General features: G+C 60.1%; 13 protein-coding genes. 3 read left to right on the top strand and 10 right to left on the bottom strand.

The window, feature by feature from the left end:
- Positions 1–199 precede the first annotated feature (199 nt).
- The 8 genes from ACQY1K_RS21015 to ACQY1K_RS20980 form a co-directional block, all read right to left on the bottom strand.
- A complete protein-coding gene (locus ACQY1K_RS21015) occupies positions 200–2635 on the bottom strand; it encodes a PAS domain-containing protein (RefSeq protein ID WP_430259208.1) in 2436 nt (811 codons plus the stop codon).
- Positions 2636–3226: 591 nt separating this feature from the next.
- Complete coding sequence (locus ACQY1K_RS21010; protein ID WP_162237932.1) at positions 3227–3589, bottom strand: response regulator; 363 nt, start codon at positions 3587–3589, stop codon at positions 3227–3229.
- 122 nt (positions 3590–3711) lie between these two features.
- Entirely contained in the window at positions 3712–5583 is a 1872-nt protein-coding gene (locus ACQY1K_RS21005; RefSeq protein ID WP_062458656.1) for an ABC transporter ATP-binding protein/permease, read from the bottom strand.
- 91 nt (positions 5584–5674) lie between these two features.
- On the bottom strand, positions 5675–5803 hold the full coding sequence (locus ACQY1K_RS21000; RefSeq protein WP_274598295.1) for a hypothetical protein: 129 nt from the start codon (positions 5801–5803) through the stop codon (positions 5675–5677).
- A 254-nt stretch (positions 5804–6057) separates the two neighbouring features.
- Positions 6058–6513: an RpiB/LacA/LacB family sugar-phosphate isomerase gene (locus ACQY1K_RS20995; RefSeq protein WP_062460374.1), complete on the bottom strand. Its 456-nt coding sequence runs from the start codon at positions 6511–6513 to the stop codon at positions 6058–6060.
- 12 nt (positions 6514–6525) lie between these two features.
- Positions 6526–7296 (bottom strand): triose-phosphate isomerase, encoded by a 771-nt coding sequence (locus ACQY1K_RS20990; protein ID WP_430259205.1) that lies wholly within the window; start codon positions 7294–7296, stop codon positions 6526–6528.
- Positions 7293–8072 (bottom strand): DeoR/GlpR family DNA-binding transcription regulator, encoded by a 780-nt coding sequence (locus ACQY1K_RS20985; RefSeq protein WP_430259203.1) that lies wholly within the window; start codon positions 8070–8072, stop codon positions 7293–7295. Before ACQY1K_RS20985 ends, ACQY1K_RS20990 begins: the two co-directional genes overlap by 4 nt.
- Before the next feature lie 110 nt (positions 8073–8182).
- Positions 8183–8863 carry a GntR family transcriptional regulator gene (locus tag ACQY1K_RS20980; protein ID WP_430259201.1) on the bottom strand — a complete coding sequence of 227 codons (681 nt, stop codon included), beginning with the start codon at positions 8861–8863 and terminating at the stop codon, positions 8183–8185.
- 169 nt (positions 8864–9032) lie between these two features.
- Here ACQY1K_RS20980 and ACQY1K_RS20975 point away from each other — a divergent pair, with 169 nt between their 5' ends.
- The 3 genes from ACQY1K_RS20975 (at position 9033) to ACQY1K_RS20965 (ending at position 12897) form a co-directional block, all read left to right on the top strand.
- Entirely contained in the window at positions 9033–10070 is a 1038-nt protein-coding gene (locus ACQY1K_RS20975; RefSeq protein ID WP_325264393.1) for a 4-hydroxythreonine-4-phosphate dehydrogenase PdxA, read from the top strand.
- 164 nt (positions 10071–10234) lie between these two features.
- Complete coding sequence (locus ACQY1K_RS20970) at positions 10235–11173, top strand: sugar phosphate isomerase/epimerase family protein (RefSeq protein ID WP_174197447.1); 939 nt, start codon at positions 10235–10237, stop codon at positions 11171–11173.
- An 11-nt stretch (positions 11174–11184) separates the two neighbouring features.
- On the top strand, positions 11185–12897 hold the full coding sequence (locus ACQY1K_RS20965) for a dihydroxyacetone kinase family protein (RefSeq protein WP_430259198.1): 1713 nt from the start codon (positions 11185–11187) through the stop codon (positions 12895–12897).
- Between the two features lie 22 nt (positions 12898–12919).
- Here the strand turns inward: ACQY1K_RS20965 and ACQY1K_RS20960 are convergent, their stop codons facing one another.
- Together ACQY1K_RS20960 and ACQY1K_RS20955 are read right to left on the bottom strand one after the other, a co-directional pair.
- Positions 12920–13648, bottom strand: coding sequence for a sulfite exporter TauE/SafE family protein (locus ACQY1K_RS20960; RefSeq protein WP_430259196.1), 729 nt, complete (start codon positions 13646–13648; stop codon positions 12920–12922).
- A gap of 86 nt (positions 13649–13734) precedes the next feature.
- The gene (locus tag ACQY1K_RS20955; RefSeq protein WP_430259194.1) at positions 13735–15117 is read right to left on the bottom strand and encodes an NAD(P)H-dependent oxidoreductase; all 1383 of its coding nucleotides are present in this window, start codon (positions 15115–15117) and stop codon (positions 13735–13737) included.
- Positions 15118–15122 lie beyond the last annotated feature (5 nt).

Below are 15122 nucleotides of genomic sequence, written 5' to 3'. Positions count from 1 at the left end.
GGGGTCGAAGCGTTGCATTGCTATACGCGAAAATCACAGGCCAATGATGACGGCGCGAGTGTACGCGCCGCCGCCTCCCATTTCGCTCGTCGATTGTCCATTCTCTGATCGGACCGCGAGCTGTGCGCAGACAGGCTTGCCCGTCGGTCCAGCCCCGAGTTCGAACGCTCCTCACGCCGCCCCGCTTTATTCGCGAAGGCTACTGGTCCAGCACCTTCCGTATTTTATCGGCAAGCTGATCGAGGCTGAAGGGTTTTTGCAAGAGGTGCGTTCCCCCCTCCAGCACGCCGTTATGGACAACGGCGTTGCGGGTGTAGCCAGTCGTATAGAGAATATTCAATTCCGGCATCAGAACCTTGGCGGCGTCGGCCAATTCTCGGCCTGTCATCCCCGGCATCACGACATCTGTAAACAACAAGGTCGGCTTGAGACCTGCCCTGATCAAGGTGAGCGCCTGCTCGCCCGATGCGGCTTCGACGACGGTATATCCCAGTTCCCGAAGCGCCTCGGTGGAGAAAACGCGCACGCGCTGGTCGTCCTCTACGACAAGGATCGTCTCGGAAACGCTGCCCCGGCCCGGCTGCTTGACGACGCCCTGGATGTTTACGGGGGCTTCAACCTCACCGTGATGCCGCGGCAGGTAGATCTTGATAGATGACCCGACGCCCTCTTCCGAATAAATTTTGACGTGCCCGCTCGACTGCCTGACGAAGCCGAAGATCTGGCTTAGTCCCAGACCCGATCCCTTGCCGACCTCCTTGGTGGTGAAAAACGGATCGAAAGCCTTCGCCATAACCTCGGGCGTCATCCCCGTTCCGGTATCCGATACGGCAATCATGACATATTGCCCGGCTGCCACTGCATTGTCCTGCGCGTATTCGTCGGAAAGATACGAGTTTGCGGTTTCGACCGTCAGGTTGCCGCCGCGGGGCATGGCATCGCGGCCATTCACGGCGAGGTTGAGAATGGCGTTTTCCAGCTGACTGCTGTCGGCATAGACTTTCCACAGTCCGGCCGCCAAGACGGTTTCCACGGAAACATGCTCCCCGAGCGTGCGGGTCAGCAATTCCGACATTCCGGCAATCATGCGATTGGGGTCGATCACCTCCGGCTGAAGCGGTTGCCGTCGCGAGAAAGCGAGCAGGCGGTGCGTCAGTGACGCAGCTCTCGTTGCGCCATCCTTTGCGGCCTCGATGTAGCGGCCGACATCGACCTCACCTCGCGCCAACCGCTTTTCGAGCAGGCTGATCGAACCCAGTATGACGGCAAGCATATTGTTGAAGTCATGCGCGATGCCGCCCGTGAGCTGGCCAACGGCTTCCATTTTCTGCGCCTGGCGCAACTGGTCCTGCGCGTCGACCAGCTTCGCGGTTCTTTCTTCCACTTCACGCGCCAGTTCCTCGCGGGACTTCGACAGAATATCGCGTGCATCAACGATGTCCTGGATATCGGTGCATGTCCCGAACCAGCGGCTGATTTCGCCATCCTCCTTCCGCACAGGCTGCGCGCGGCCGAGAACCCATCGATAGTTACCGCTACGATGTCGGAGGCGGTACTCGATGTGGTAGGGCTCTCCTGTGACGAGGCTGCGACGCCAGGTGGACCAGGCGCGATCCTGATCGTCAGGGTGGAAAACGCCGTTCCATTCCTCGCCGTCTGTCGAGCCTTGCGGGACGCCCGTGAAGTCGTACCAACGCTGGTTGTAATAATCGTGGTGGCCGTCGGGTTGCGTGGCCCAGATCATCTGGTCGATCGAATTGGTGATCGCACGGAAGCGTTCCTCGCTCTCCCGCAGCGCGATTTCGACAACGCGGCGATCGGTGATGTCAAATGACACACCCGGAAACCGCAATGGTGTACCGTCCGGCGCAAGCGTGACGCGGCCTTGGGCAGTCACCCACCGGACGGAACCATCCGCGTCGACGAGCCGGTATTCCTGCGAAAATATAGTGCCCGTCTTCAGCGCTTCGTCGATCGCGGATTGAAGGGCCGGCAGATCATCGGGATGAACCAGACGGAAAAAAGCACCGATCGGAGCGCCGCTGGCGGCAACGCTCCGCTCAACGCCGTAGATCTTGGCAAATCGCGCGTCGGCCACCACGCTGTCGTTCGGGATGTCCCAGTCCCACGTCCCGACAGTTTCTGAGGCGCCGAGTGCGTATTCCAGTCGCTCTTCGCTCGCCCGCAACGCCCGTTGCGCAGAGAGGCGGGCGGTCGTCTCGGTACCTTGGTTGAAAACCCCGACGACACGACCTTCCGCCGAAAAGATCGGTGCGAAGCTGTAGTCCCAATGCGTATGCTGAACGCGTCCGCCGCGAAGCATCGGCAGCATTTGATCGGCCACACGAAAACCCTTGCCCGTCTCGACGACGGCCATGAGTTGCGGTTTTATGATATCCCAGATGTCCGCCCAGACGGTCGACGCGGGGCGACCCAATGCCCACGGGTGTTTTTCTCCAGCGATCGGCGACCACGCATCGTTATAAAGGAGACGCATTTCGTCTCCCCAGTAGATGGCAGTTGGCAGATCGGTATGGAGGCACAAGGCCAGCGTGGTCTGCAGCTCTATCGGCCAGTCCTCGATAGGTCCTAAGCTGGTTGTGCCCCAATCGACCGCGCGAATCCGCGAAGCCATTTCGCCTTCTATCTCTGAAAGGATCTGCATCACGTCAGAGGCTCACTGGCTGTTCGGCACATGAAGGCTACGCTCATTTCAGTTTAATGGCTTCAGTCTGGAGATCGGGTCTAACAGAAAACGGGAGGGGTGGGGAGACGGTGTTTGACGCGTGGAGGATAGTGGCCACAGTCTGTGTTCAACCTCTAAGGCGAAGCGTTGTTTCCGCAGAATATTCCCGAGAAGCCGGTCTTCTCGCGCAACTGCTGTCTCCGGCAAAACCAGAGGCGGCGTCTTGGCGGACCGGTATGAGTCAGCGAGCCCTCGGTACGGCGCAAGAGGTCACCGAATTAACCACACCGCCAAAAGACCAACAGCGACGACTGTTGTTGCGGCACCGTAGCCGTAAAACGATTCAAGCAATTTGCGGTGCATGGGTTTCGTATCTCCATCCCGTGCGTCGGACGGGGCCCCGGTCATTGTCATTTATGCAAAGGTCTCAGTCGAATTCGTCGCCTCAAGCAATCCCTCGCGTCGTAACGGTAAACGCGGAGTCATCCCTTGGTCTCTCTGCATAACGCCGTTTGCGCAAAATGGTTCCATAAGAGCATGTCAAAGCATACACTCTCTGATGGTCTGGAGAAGTACGCCCGGCCCATGGGGTTTGGGGATAAAGCGTTCTGCAAACGTAAGCTCGGATTGTTGAAGCGTCCAGTTTCCCGACGTGAGGATGATCCGGATCGGGGGCCATCTATCGCGCACCATCCGAGCGAGTTCCACGCCTTCACCCTCGGCAAACAGGTCGATATCCGTCAGGAGAAGTTGGATATCGAAGTTGCTCTCCAGGATGTCTATGGCTTGGGCTGCATCGACCGCGGCAAAAACCTCGTACCCGGCATCCTGCAACTCCTCCACCAATATAAATCGGAGGACGGGCTCATCTTCAACGACGAGAATAACTCCGGCTTGGCTCATTTCGGACCTCGGCATCACATTCTCTGTACGTTACCGTACAATTGAACATTTTGGCGAGGCATCAGTTCCGACTTTTACACAGGGCGTTGTCTGAATCTGAGCCGAACTCTCATTCACATCCTCTACGGCTTGATGATCGGGCGGACGAGAAGTCGCGACAAGACGTTTCGGCCGCGTGTATAAGGCGCGAGATCGACGTCGCTAACCAGCCTTGCCCCGCCTTCCCGGCGCTCGAGCGTGATCTTCCGGCTGTGAAACTGTTCAAGCTCTACGCGGTGTGCCACGCTCAGGATTGTGGCGTTGGGCAGCTCGTCGATCATCATCTCCATGATTTTGTCCTGCGTCTTTTCGTCGAGAGCGGAGGTCGCTTCATCAAGGACAATGATGTCAGGGTCGTTGAGGAGAAGCCGGGCAAACGCCAACCTCTGCTTCTCTCCTCCTGACAGCGTGTGGTCCCATGGCGCTTCGTCCTCGATCCTGTCGCGCAGGTGCCCGAGCCCGACTTTGTCGAGGGCAACATGAATTTCTTCTGCCGACCACGTGTCTGCCGGTTTCGGGTAGGCGACGGCGCGACGCAGAGTGCCCGAGGGGATATATGGTTTCTGGGGCAGCATGAACAGTTCCTGGCCCTTGCGGAAGTTGACACTTCCTTCTCCCCATGGCCACAGCCCCGCAATGGCTCGCACCAGCGTACTCTTGCCGGATCCGGATTCACCCGCCACGAGGACGCGTTCGCCGGGCCCGATCTCCACCTGCGTTTCCTTGACAACGGCAGTGCCGTCGCCAAGCGAGACGGAGACCTCGTTCAGGCTGAGCATGGTGTCACCCTCAGTTTCGCCATGCTTGATCCGTCCGACAGTTTCGTTCTGTTCGGCCTGTTCCAAACCATCAAGCGAAACCATCAGCGAGGCTACGCGACGGGCGCAGGCATTCCAGTCGGCGAGACGGGGATAGTTGTCGACCAGCCATCCAAACGCACCTTGAACGATTGTGAATGCCGACGCCGCCTGCATGACCTGACCCAGTGACATGCTGCCATCGAGGAACTTTGGCGCACAGAGCAAGACCGGAACGACCGGTGCAATGAGCATCGATCCGTGTGAGACCAAGGACGTGCGCATATATTGCCACGCAAGCAGCCGCCACTGCTGACGGACATTTGCGAAGGTCCGATCGAGATCGTTGCGCTCTTCCTCTTCGCCGCCCAGCAGCGCAATGCTCTCGCCGTTTTCGCGCACGCGCGTCAGCGTGTAGCGGAACTCCGCTTCGACCTGGTTCTTATTCTCGGACACTTTCACAAAGTTCCGGCCGATGACCGCGATCGAACTCGATGTGATGATGGCATAGACGACCGCCGCAATCACGAGGAAGCCGGGTATGGTGACGTAATTTCCGGCGATCGGAATCGTCAGCGCGCCACCGATCGTCCACAGGACGACGATGAAGGTCGACGCCGACACGAAAGCCGAAATCACCCCTGACGTGAAATCCACGGGCGATTCCGTCGCGATCCGCATATCCTCGGAAATGCGGGCTTCCGGGTTCTGGTGATCGCCGCCGATCAGGTTCAGCTGGTAGTAGCGTCCATTCGTAAGCCACCGAGAGATCAATGATTTCGTGAGCCACGAGCGCCAGCGGCGCTGCATCAGCATGCGCAGATAGACCTGCGAACTGACGAGCGCGACGCTTCCAAGCACGAGCGGCGGAAACAGAAGGCCTAGAGAATAGACCTGATCGGCATTCCGCTGCTCGATCGCATCGAACAGTCCGCGGTTCCAGACGTTGATACCATACTGGAAAGCCACGTTGACACCGATGAGCGCGAGAAGCGTTATCGAGCATACCCAGGCGATCTTGTCGCCATCGCGACCCCAGTAGCCGCGAGCGCTGACCCAGAAACGTTTGAGAAGATAGGCGCGCCGTGCCTGTTCTGCCTGTTCCGGGGTAAGGGTGGCGGCTGTTGCGCCTGGCTTGGTCGAGGTGGTTTCTGACATTGACACTCCGGTCGAGATCGTCCGCTGGGCAGCGCACTTAGAAACTGTAGAAAGATTGACGGAAACGGAAAGCAGGTGGGGTAGGTGTGGCCTATGCCTGCGGATCGAATGGCGCTGCTAAAGCGACAAGCTGCGCTGCGGCCATCGCTCTCGTTTCAAACATGATTTGCTTTGCTGGAGTGCCAAAGTGGCGTTGTACGAAAACGCTATGTTCAATCATCGTTTCTCCTCCCCTGATACCCGCAGGTGGCGCAGAAACGTAGTTTGGAACATTAAGGTTCCTGCCGCCGGAAAGACGATAGACACTAGGATTTTTGAGAGGTGTGGGGACTAGGTTTCCAGTCGCCCGTAGGCCTGCCCGTTGAGCGAGCGTCGACGGGGTATGGCCACGGAAAAGGACACGTGAATCTTGTGTCAACATCTGTCAGTCGGGGAGGAGGGCGTGACCGGACATTATCCGGTCACGGAAAAGGTTCAGCGGGCGTTGTACTTCCCGTCTACCTCGTTGATCGCCTGGACATTTCCGGCCGAGCGACCGTTCTCGTCAAAAGTCTGCGCCAGAAAGGCGTCCGCAATCGCCTTGGCCAGTTCGGTGCCGATCACGCGGGCACCCATGGTAATGATCTGGGCGTTGTTGGAGAGGGCGGCGCGTTCAGCCGAATAGGTATCGTGTGTCAGTGCGGCGCGGATGCCGGGGACCTTGTTGGCCGAGATGCAGACACCGATGCCGGTTCCGCAAACCAGGATGGCCTTGTCATAGGTGCCGTCGATGACACCGGAGGCGACCCGGTCGGAAAGCGTCGCGTAGAACGCATCGGGACCGGCATCGGTACGCGATACTTCGTGCACGTCGAAACGGTCCTTCAGATGATCAGCGAGAACCTTTGCCAGGCCTTCGCCGGCGCTGTCTCCTGCAATTGCAAGCTTCATGGTCATGTCTCCTCAGAGTTTGGCGGCACATTTTGCCAGGATGTCGAGATAGCCCTCGGCATTCCAGGCGGAACGGCCAATGAAGAGCCCGTCGATATGAGGGCTCGAAATCAGTTCTTCGCAATTGCCGGGATTGACCGACCCGCCATAGAGGCAGGGGATGCGGCGTCCAAGGATGGACTGCGCCACATCGATGATCTCGGCATGGCGGGCGGATGCGTAATCTGCGGTGGCGGGAATGCCATTCTCGCCGATCGCCCAGACCGGTTCGTAGGCGAGCAGGATCTCGGCATTCTTCTGGTCGCCCGACAGTTTGGAAAGGGCACCGCGAACCTCATCCGCAAGGACCTGCTGTGCGTTGCCGCTGTCGCGATCGGCGAGCGTCTCTCCGATGCAGATCAGCGGGATGAGCCCGTGGCGAACCGCTGCTTCGGTTTTTAGCCCGACGTTTTCATTCGTCTCGCCGAAATGCTCGCGCCGCTCGGAATGGCCGAGCTCGACGAGGTCGAGATTGCAGTCCTTCAGCATCAGCGGCGAGATTTCGCCGGTCCAGGCACCCTGATCGGCCCAGTGCATGTTCTGCGCGCCGACTTTGACGGAGGTTCCGGCAAGGGCAGCCTTGACCTCGCGCGTGGCGGTAAATGGCGGAATGACGAAGCGCTGGATGCGTGAATCCCTGTCTTCATCGGCTGCCTTCACGGCGGCCGCGAACTCCAGAGCTTCGGCAAGCGTCTTGTTCATCTTCCAGCTGGTGCCGATCCAGAAGCTTGGCGATGTGGTCATCGATGTGATCCTCCCGACGATGCGATGGTCAGTGTGACGCCCGTGTCTTCGATGTCTCGAAGCAGTTGGGCCTCAGGCTGATTGTTGGTGATGACGGCGGCGAATTGATCGAGACTGGCGAGGACATGCAGCGCCGTGTGGCCAATCCGCTCGTGGTTGACGAGCAGGTAAGCGCGCGCCGACGATGCCATCATCGCCCGTTTAACCCGGATCACGGCGTCGTCCATGTGATAGGCCTGCCCCGATGCGACGGCCGGGGTTGAGATGAACGCAACGTCGGCTCGCAGCCGCGATAAAGCCTCTTCCGTGACCACGCCGAAGAATGCGTTGAACTTGGGCGAATAGACGCCGCCGAGGGCGATCAGCGTGATGCCGGTCTCGGTTTTCAGCCGCTCCATGACGGCCGCGTTGTTGGTGATAACCGTCAGCGGACGTTTGTCGGCCAGTGCCTCGCCGAGCACGGCCGCCATCGATCCGTCATTGACCATGACGGTCATGCCGGGTTCGACCAGATCGACAGCTGCCTTGCTGATGGCGTGCTTGGCGGCATGATCCTGACGTTCGCGGATCCGAAAATCGCTCTCGAACTGGGTACCTGCGTCGATCGTTGCGCCGCCGCGCACTTTGCGAAGCACCCCTGCCTGCTCAAGCTCGTCCAGATCACGGTGAACGGTCATCTTGGAGATGGCAAAAAGCTCCGCCAGATCGTCGAGATCGACGGTTCGCTTTTCGATCAGCAGATTGATGATCCGTTGGTGTCGTTCTTCGCGCTTCATCCGAGACCGTCCGCGGGGGATGAAACGGATATAACACCTATATTGTTATAATCAACATTATGGATGTGATTTTGTGGCAGCCATGTTGGCTCTGGAGATTTCGACTTGCGCTATATCGCGTCTTTGACGCGCTGCCACGCATTGAGCAAATGAAGCCCCAATACCTTGGACAAGGTTTCTCCGTCCCGCGCTTCGAGCGCGACGATCATCTCCTCATGCTCGGCCATGGCCGCCGACCACTTGTCCGGACCCTCGTGGCCGATGAACCGGATTCTCTTCAAGCGCGACTGCAGTTGCGCTTGAACGCTGCTAAGTGCCTGGTTGTCCGCGATCCAACAGATTTCGGTATGGATGGCCTGGTTGAGCTTGTAGTAGCGCAGGCGATCCTTCACGTCGTAGCAGGCCCGCATCTCGTCATGCAGTTGCCTGACCCGGGCGATATCGTCATCCGTCGCGGTCTCGCAGGCAAGGCTTCCGGCAAGCTCCTCCAGGTTCTTCAGAACGATGAGCATGTCGTGCACATCCTTGCCGCTGAACCTTTTGACGATCGCGCCGCGGCTTGGAATGAGTTCGACGAGCCCTTCGCTGGCAAGGTACTTGATCGCTTCCCGCAGCGGCGTGCGCGAAACGCCCAGCTGTTCGCCGAGCTGGCTTTCGTGCATCCGCGAACCGGGGGCAAGCTCTCCCTCGATGATCATGTCGCGCAACCGAGTGACGAGCGTGTCGTGCAAGGCCGTCCGCCGGATGGGGCCGGATGGCGAGACAGGCGATTCGGGCAGTGTATCACTCATTTTGAAAGCTCGATTTCTGGACCGCCGTGATGATCAAAGCGTCTCGCCAGGATTATACCAGAACCCGAACGGCACCAAACGTAAAAATGCTGCATACAAAATGCAAAAGACTTGTCCTGCGATTCCGGATGGCTTAGAAACGTCCTCACCGAGGTAGGAGAATTGACCCATGGATATCACCCAGCATCACGATAGCCGTCCCACCATTGCGCTTGCGATGGGAGACCCGGCCGGTATCAGCCCCGAACTGACCGCACAGCTTCTGGCTTTGGATGACATCAGAGAGCAGGCCTATATCGTTGTGATCGGCGACCGCCGCATTCTCGACAAGGGCGCGCAGGAAGCAGGCGTTCAGCCAGATCTGATCTCGGCTTCGCTCGATGGTCTGTCGGGTCTCGATCGCTCGAAGCACGCATTCGTCGATCTGGGCCATCTGGCTCCGGAAGAGGTAGAGCGCGGCGAAGCGACGCTGGCTGGCGGCACGTTCGCCACGCGCAACTTCCGCACCGCTCTTGAGCTCGCCCATGCCGGAAAGGCCGATGCGGTTTGCTTCACGCCGTTCAACAAGAAGGCGATGCGCTTTGCCTATCCGGGCTACGATGACGAAATCCGTTTCGTCTCGGACGTTCTGTCGTTCACCGGCAAGATCCGCGAGTTCAACGTTCTCGAAAAGATCTGGAACGCACGTGTCAGCTCGCACATCCCGCTCAAGGAAGTGGCTGCCAACCTGTCCGTGGACCGGCTTCTGTCGGAACTCGAACTGACTGTTTCTTGCCTGAAGGCCGCCGGTATCGATGAGCCGCGCGTCGCGGTCGCCGGTCTCAACCCGCATGCGGGCGATGGCGGCAGCTTCGGAATGGAAGAAATCGAGATTATTGAACCCGCCGTTGCCGAAGCAAAGGCGCGCGGTTACGGCGTCGAGGGTCCGTTCCCGGCCGATACCGTGTTTCTTCGCGCCATGAAGGAAGGCTACCACGCCGTCCTCACCATGTATCATGACCAAGGTCAGATCGCCATGAAGCTGATTGGCTTCGACAAGGGCGTGACGATGATGGGTGGCCTGCCATTCCCGCTTTGCACGCCGGCTCATGGCACGGCCTATGACATCGCAGGCAAGGGAATAGCCGATATCGGCGCGACCCGTGAAGCGATCCTGCTTGCGACCCGTATGGCAAAGCGCCAGCGCCAGGCAGCCCAGGCCGCCTGATCACTTGATCATAAATGACCGGCCGTGAATGGCCGGTCATCTCAGCCCGAGAGGACGCGGGCTTGGCGCATGTCGGTCGGCTTGAACGCCGGCTGCCAACTGTCAGAGTGTGCGGCTTCCCTGCGCCATCAAGAGCGCGGTGGCGTCGCGGTTGGAGGACGACAATGACAAGTTCAGCTCCCAAGTGGACGCGTGAGACCTGGCCGATCGCGGCCGCAATGATTCAATACCCCAATATGTTGCCGGACGGTCGTTCGGTTCAGGATCAGACCGTCGAGGAATGGGCCAAGACTGTCGGCGAAGTCGCAGATGCAGGCTTTACCGAACTCGATCCCACGGACAGCTGGCTCCGTGTCGCCGATCTTTCGGCTGATCGCCGTCGTGCGTTCTGCGAGGTCGTGAAAGATGCAGGCATGACCATCCCGGCGATATCGACATCGCGGCGCAGCGTCATCGACGAGAAACACGGCGACGATTACCTCGCCTACAGCCACCGCGTCATCGAGACTGCCGCCGAGATCGGCGCGCAGAGCGTTTCCTTCGGCTTTTTCGAACCGCTGACGGACAAGCAGAAAAGCGCGTTGTGGTTCTGGACCGAACAGGGTGCCAAAAACCCCGATGATCCCGCGACGTGGAACAAGGCGGTGGCCCGCGTTGCCGAACTCGGCAGGCACGCCGCAGAAGTCGGGATCGAGGTTTCCCTCGAAATGTACGAGGACACGTATCTCGGAACGGCGGACAGTTCTGTCCGCTTCGTCGAGGAAGTCGATCTGGCCAATGTCGGCATCAACGCCGATCTCGGCAATCTCATCCGTCTCCATCGGCCGGTCGAGCACTGGCTACAGATGATGACGAAAGTCGCGCCTTTCGCCAAATACTGGCACGTCAAGAACTACATGCGGATCGAGGACGAGCATGCGGGCCTGATCGCCAGCCACCCGGTTCCGCTCGAATCCGGCTTGATCAACTATCGCACAGCAATCAAGCTTGCGCTGGAACACGGCTTCAACAGCCCGTTCCTGTGCGAGCATTATGGTGGCGACGGCCTTTCCGTCAGCGCGACCAACCGCGACTATCTCCGGCGCATTCTGCCGCGTAATTGAGGACCGCTTAAATGACGACGATCTTTGATGCCCCAGACGAATTCGCCTCGACTGCGCTTGCCGGCTTTTGTCAGATCTATCCCAACCACGTACGCCTCATCACCAACGGTGTCGTGCGAGCCACCAAAGTGCCTGATGGCAAGGTGTCGGTGGTTGTCGGCGGCGGCTCGGGTCATTATCCGGCTTTCGCGGGCTATGTCGGCCAGGGTATGGCCGATGCAGCGGTTGCAGGTGACGTGTTTGCGTCTCCATCGACGGCAGCGGTTGCACGTGTCTGCCGCCATGCCGACAATGGCGGCGGCATCATTCTCGGCTTCGGCAATTATGCAGGCGACGTGCTGAATTTCGGGGTCGCTGCAGAGCGTCTTCGTGCCGAAGGCATCGATGTGCGCATCATTGCCGTGACCGATGACGTTGCGAGTGCGTCGGCTGACGAACACGCCAAGCGCCGCGGCATCGCCGGCGACTTCATGGTCTTCAAGATAGCGGGAGCGGCGGCGGAAGCGGGGCTTTCGCTTGACGAGGTGGAGCGTATCGCCCGGCATGCCAATGAACGCACGGTTTCGTTCGGCGTCGCCTTTGCAGGCTGCACCCTTCCAGGTGCAAAGCAGCCGTTGTTCACGGTCCCGAAAGGCCGGATGGCTCTCGGCCTCGGCATTCACGGCGAACCTGGCATTAGCGAGCAGGATATCGCGAGCGCGACGGATCTTGCAGATGTGCTCACGGACAAACTGCTGGCCGAAAGGCCGCAGGGCTGCACGCGCGTCGCGGCCATTCTCAACGGTCTCGGTTCGACAAAATACGAAGAACTCTTCGTGCTGTGGACCGCCGTCCAGAAGAAACTTACCGGGTCCGATCTTCAGATCGTCCTGCCGGAAGCCGGTGAGTTCGTCACCAGCCTCGACATGCAGGGTTGCTCGCTGACGCTGACTTGGCTCGATGAAGAGCTTGAGCGCTATTGGGCGGCACCCTGCGATGCGCCGGCATTTCGTCGCGGACGGCCTGAAGTCGCTGAATTGCGCACCGATGTCATCACCGATGAGGAAGCTGCTCCGGTCATCCCGGCGGCATCCGAAGCGTCGCGAAAGTCGGCCGCCTGCATCTCGGATCTGTTTGCCAGGATTGCCGCCATGCTCACGGACAAGGAATCCGAGCTTGGCCGCATCGATGCGATCGCCGGCGACGGCGACCATGGGCAGGGGATGCAGCGCGGTTCCGATGCCGCGGCCAAGGCGATGGCCGCTGCCGTATCGGCTGGCGCCGGCGCCCAGACGACGCTTGCGTTGGGCGGCGATGCCTGGGCTGACCGGGCCGGCGGCACATCCGGCGCGATCTGGGGATTGTTGCTGCGGTCGTGGAGCAGCGCGCTGAGCGACAACGACGTGCCTGATGAAGCAGCGATTGCCGAAGGCGCGCGCAGGGCGCTCGATGCCGTCACCAGTCTCGGCCGCGCCCGGATCGGCGACAAGACGCTCGTGGACTCGCTTATTCCGTTCGTCGAGACGCTGACGGAGAAGACCGCGGCCGGCAAGTCACTGCCGGAAGCCTTCAAGGCTGCGGCTGACGCTTCGAGCGCGGCCGCCGAAGCAACAGCCGCACTCACGCCGCGGCTCGGGCGTGCGCGTCCGCTTGCGGAAAAGAGCATTGGCCATCCGGATGCCGGCGCTGTATCGCTGGCGATGGTGGCGCAGCTTGCTGCCGGTTTTATCGCCGACCGCGGCTAACCCTGAAAAGGTCTGTTCGGTTTCAGCCGAACAGACCGACACAGGCGAGCCACAGGCCGGATGCCAGGGTAATGCCATCCATCACCAGACCGAACGTGCGCTCCGACATGCTGAGGACATACCGTTTGGCAAAGAACGTTCCGGCCATCAGTGACGAACCAATCACGAGACCGCTGGTCACGAGATCATGGTTCAGCGCACCTGCCTGATAGAACGTGAAAACCTTTGCGGCCTGCACGAAAATCGAGGCCGCCGCTTCCGTCGACAGGAAGGCGCCCTTGGTCAGCCCGAAGGCCATAAAGGCTGGAATGCTGAGTGGGCCGGTGGATAGGAACATCCCGGTCAGAAACCCGATAACGGCACCGGCGATTGCCATTCCACTCAGCCCGATGGTCATGTTGCGGTGGCGAATGTATCGCCGGAACGGGACAAGTAGCATGATGAAGAGGCCGAGCAAAGTGCCGCTGACGGCTGCCGGCAGATGGACCAGGCTGACAGCGCCCAAGGACGCTGACGGCATGCCGGGGAGCGCATAAGCGAGAACGGCCCGCCAATTGACATGCCTGTGCCAAGCCATCACACGCGCGGCATTCGCCATCAGCCCGGCGATCGCCATGACGGGAATGGCGCAAGCGGGATCAAACATCGGAACAAGAACGGGCAGGAGAATGAGGCTGGCGCCGGTGCCGATCACCCCGCTCAGGCAACCGGCGACGAAACCTATGGCGCAGACGAGGATATAGGAGAGCAAGGCTTATCCTCGACGCAAGTTCGGCCACAGGGCCTTTGAGAGCGCGCGGCCAGCGTTCGCGCCGGCCGCGCATTGCCTTGGGAGGCTTAGAAGAATGCCTTGTCCTGCTCGCGCCGCAGTTCGAGCAATGCCGAGGTCTCATCGAGTTCGACATCGCCGCAAAGGATCGGCTGGCCCGCCCTGACCGCTCTCTTTAGGGTGCGATTGGCTGCCAGGTAGAAGGGAACGGCCCTGTCATCCGAGAGCGGGCCGGCCGGGATCATCCGCGCAGAAACGTTGACGATCGAGTGATGGTGGCCGCTTGCCGTCAGAATTGTTCCGGCTTCGATATCTGCATCCGCATGCGCGACGAGGTCGATCACCGGCCGCGGCTCGGCAGCACCACTGGAGACGCCGCGCAGGCCGACTTCCAGAATGCTCGTTGCAGCCTCGACGCCCAGAAGATGGCGTGGAATGTAGAGCATGGCGACATCGGCCTTGCGGCTCACGACATGGCCTTTTTCCGCCAGCATCTGCCAGGTCTCCGCGTCGTCGCAACGCACCGTCACGAAGACGCCGCCGGCAAAGCTCAGTTCGCCGGGAAGCCGTAGGCAGTGGAAGACGTCGAGCACCTTCGGCGTGCCGAGCAATCCGCCGCTCGAACGCTCGGAAAAGAAATCGGCAACTTCGGTGATCCGCGCGATCGGAACATGCAGGTCGGCCCGGTCGACCACGAAGCCCGTGGCATTGGCAACCAGCGTCATTTCACACAAGTCCGGAACTGCCCGCTGCGGAAACTCCGCTGCGATTTCCGATCGTCTTGCTGCGATGGTCGACAGGTCCAGTGTTGCCGGTTCGATCCAGTCGCCAAAATCAGGTGCAGACGCAGTCTTGCCGTTGGAGCTCAATGTCTTCTGTTTTGGGTCGTAGACGAAATCGTATTCGCTGGCCTTGCCGGCGGCGATGATATCCAATCCGAGCACTTCTGCCCAGGTGACCAGACCCATCAACAGGCTCGGCTGATCGCCATCGACGGGGGTGACGATCACATTGTTGTTGCGGGCGCGGAGAGCAAGGCCGGGACCGACGACACTATCGACTTCCTTGGAGACGAGCGCGACATGCTTGCCGGCATCGATCGCAAGCCGGCAATGCTTCGCGCCGGCTTCCGGATGACCGGTGGCTTCGACAACCACGGAGATCGGAAGGTCGAGGACGACGGAAAGGTCACCCGCCGCAATATAATGGCCGTTCTCCCAGGCCGTCTTCGCCTCGCTCGCGGTTGCGCATTGGGCAATCCTGGAAGGATCGATCCCAAGACCCCGCAGAACGTCTGTCGCGGTTTGCGCCTTCAGATCGACGGCAACGCGGGTGCTGATCAGTGGCGTCTTCAAACTCTGCGCGATGAAGCTGCGGCCGAAGCCGCCGGTGCCGACGATGCAGCATTCCACCGGCACGGACTCTGTGCCGAAATAGGTGTGATAGTTCATGGTGT

The organism is Neorhizobium sp. IRS_2294 (assembly GCF_050500145.1).
In the GTDB taxonomy this organism is placed as follows: Bacteria; Pseudomonadota; Alphaproteobacteria; order Rhizobiales; family Rhizobiaceae; genus Neorhizobium; species Neorhizobium soli.
The sequence above is the reverse complement of the archived record's forward strand: the minus strand, read 5'-3'. Positions and strand labels throughout refer to the sequence as shown.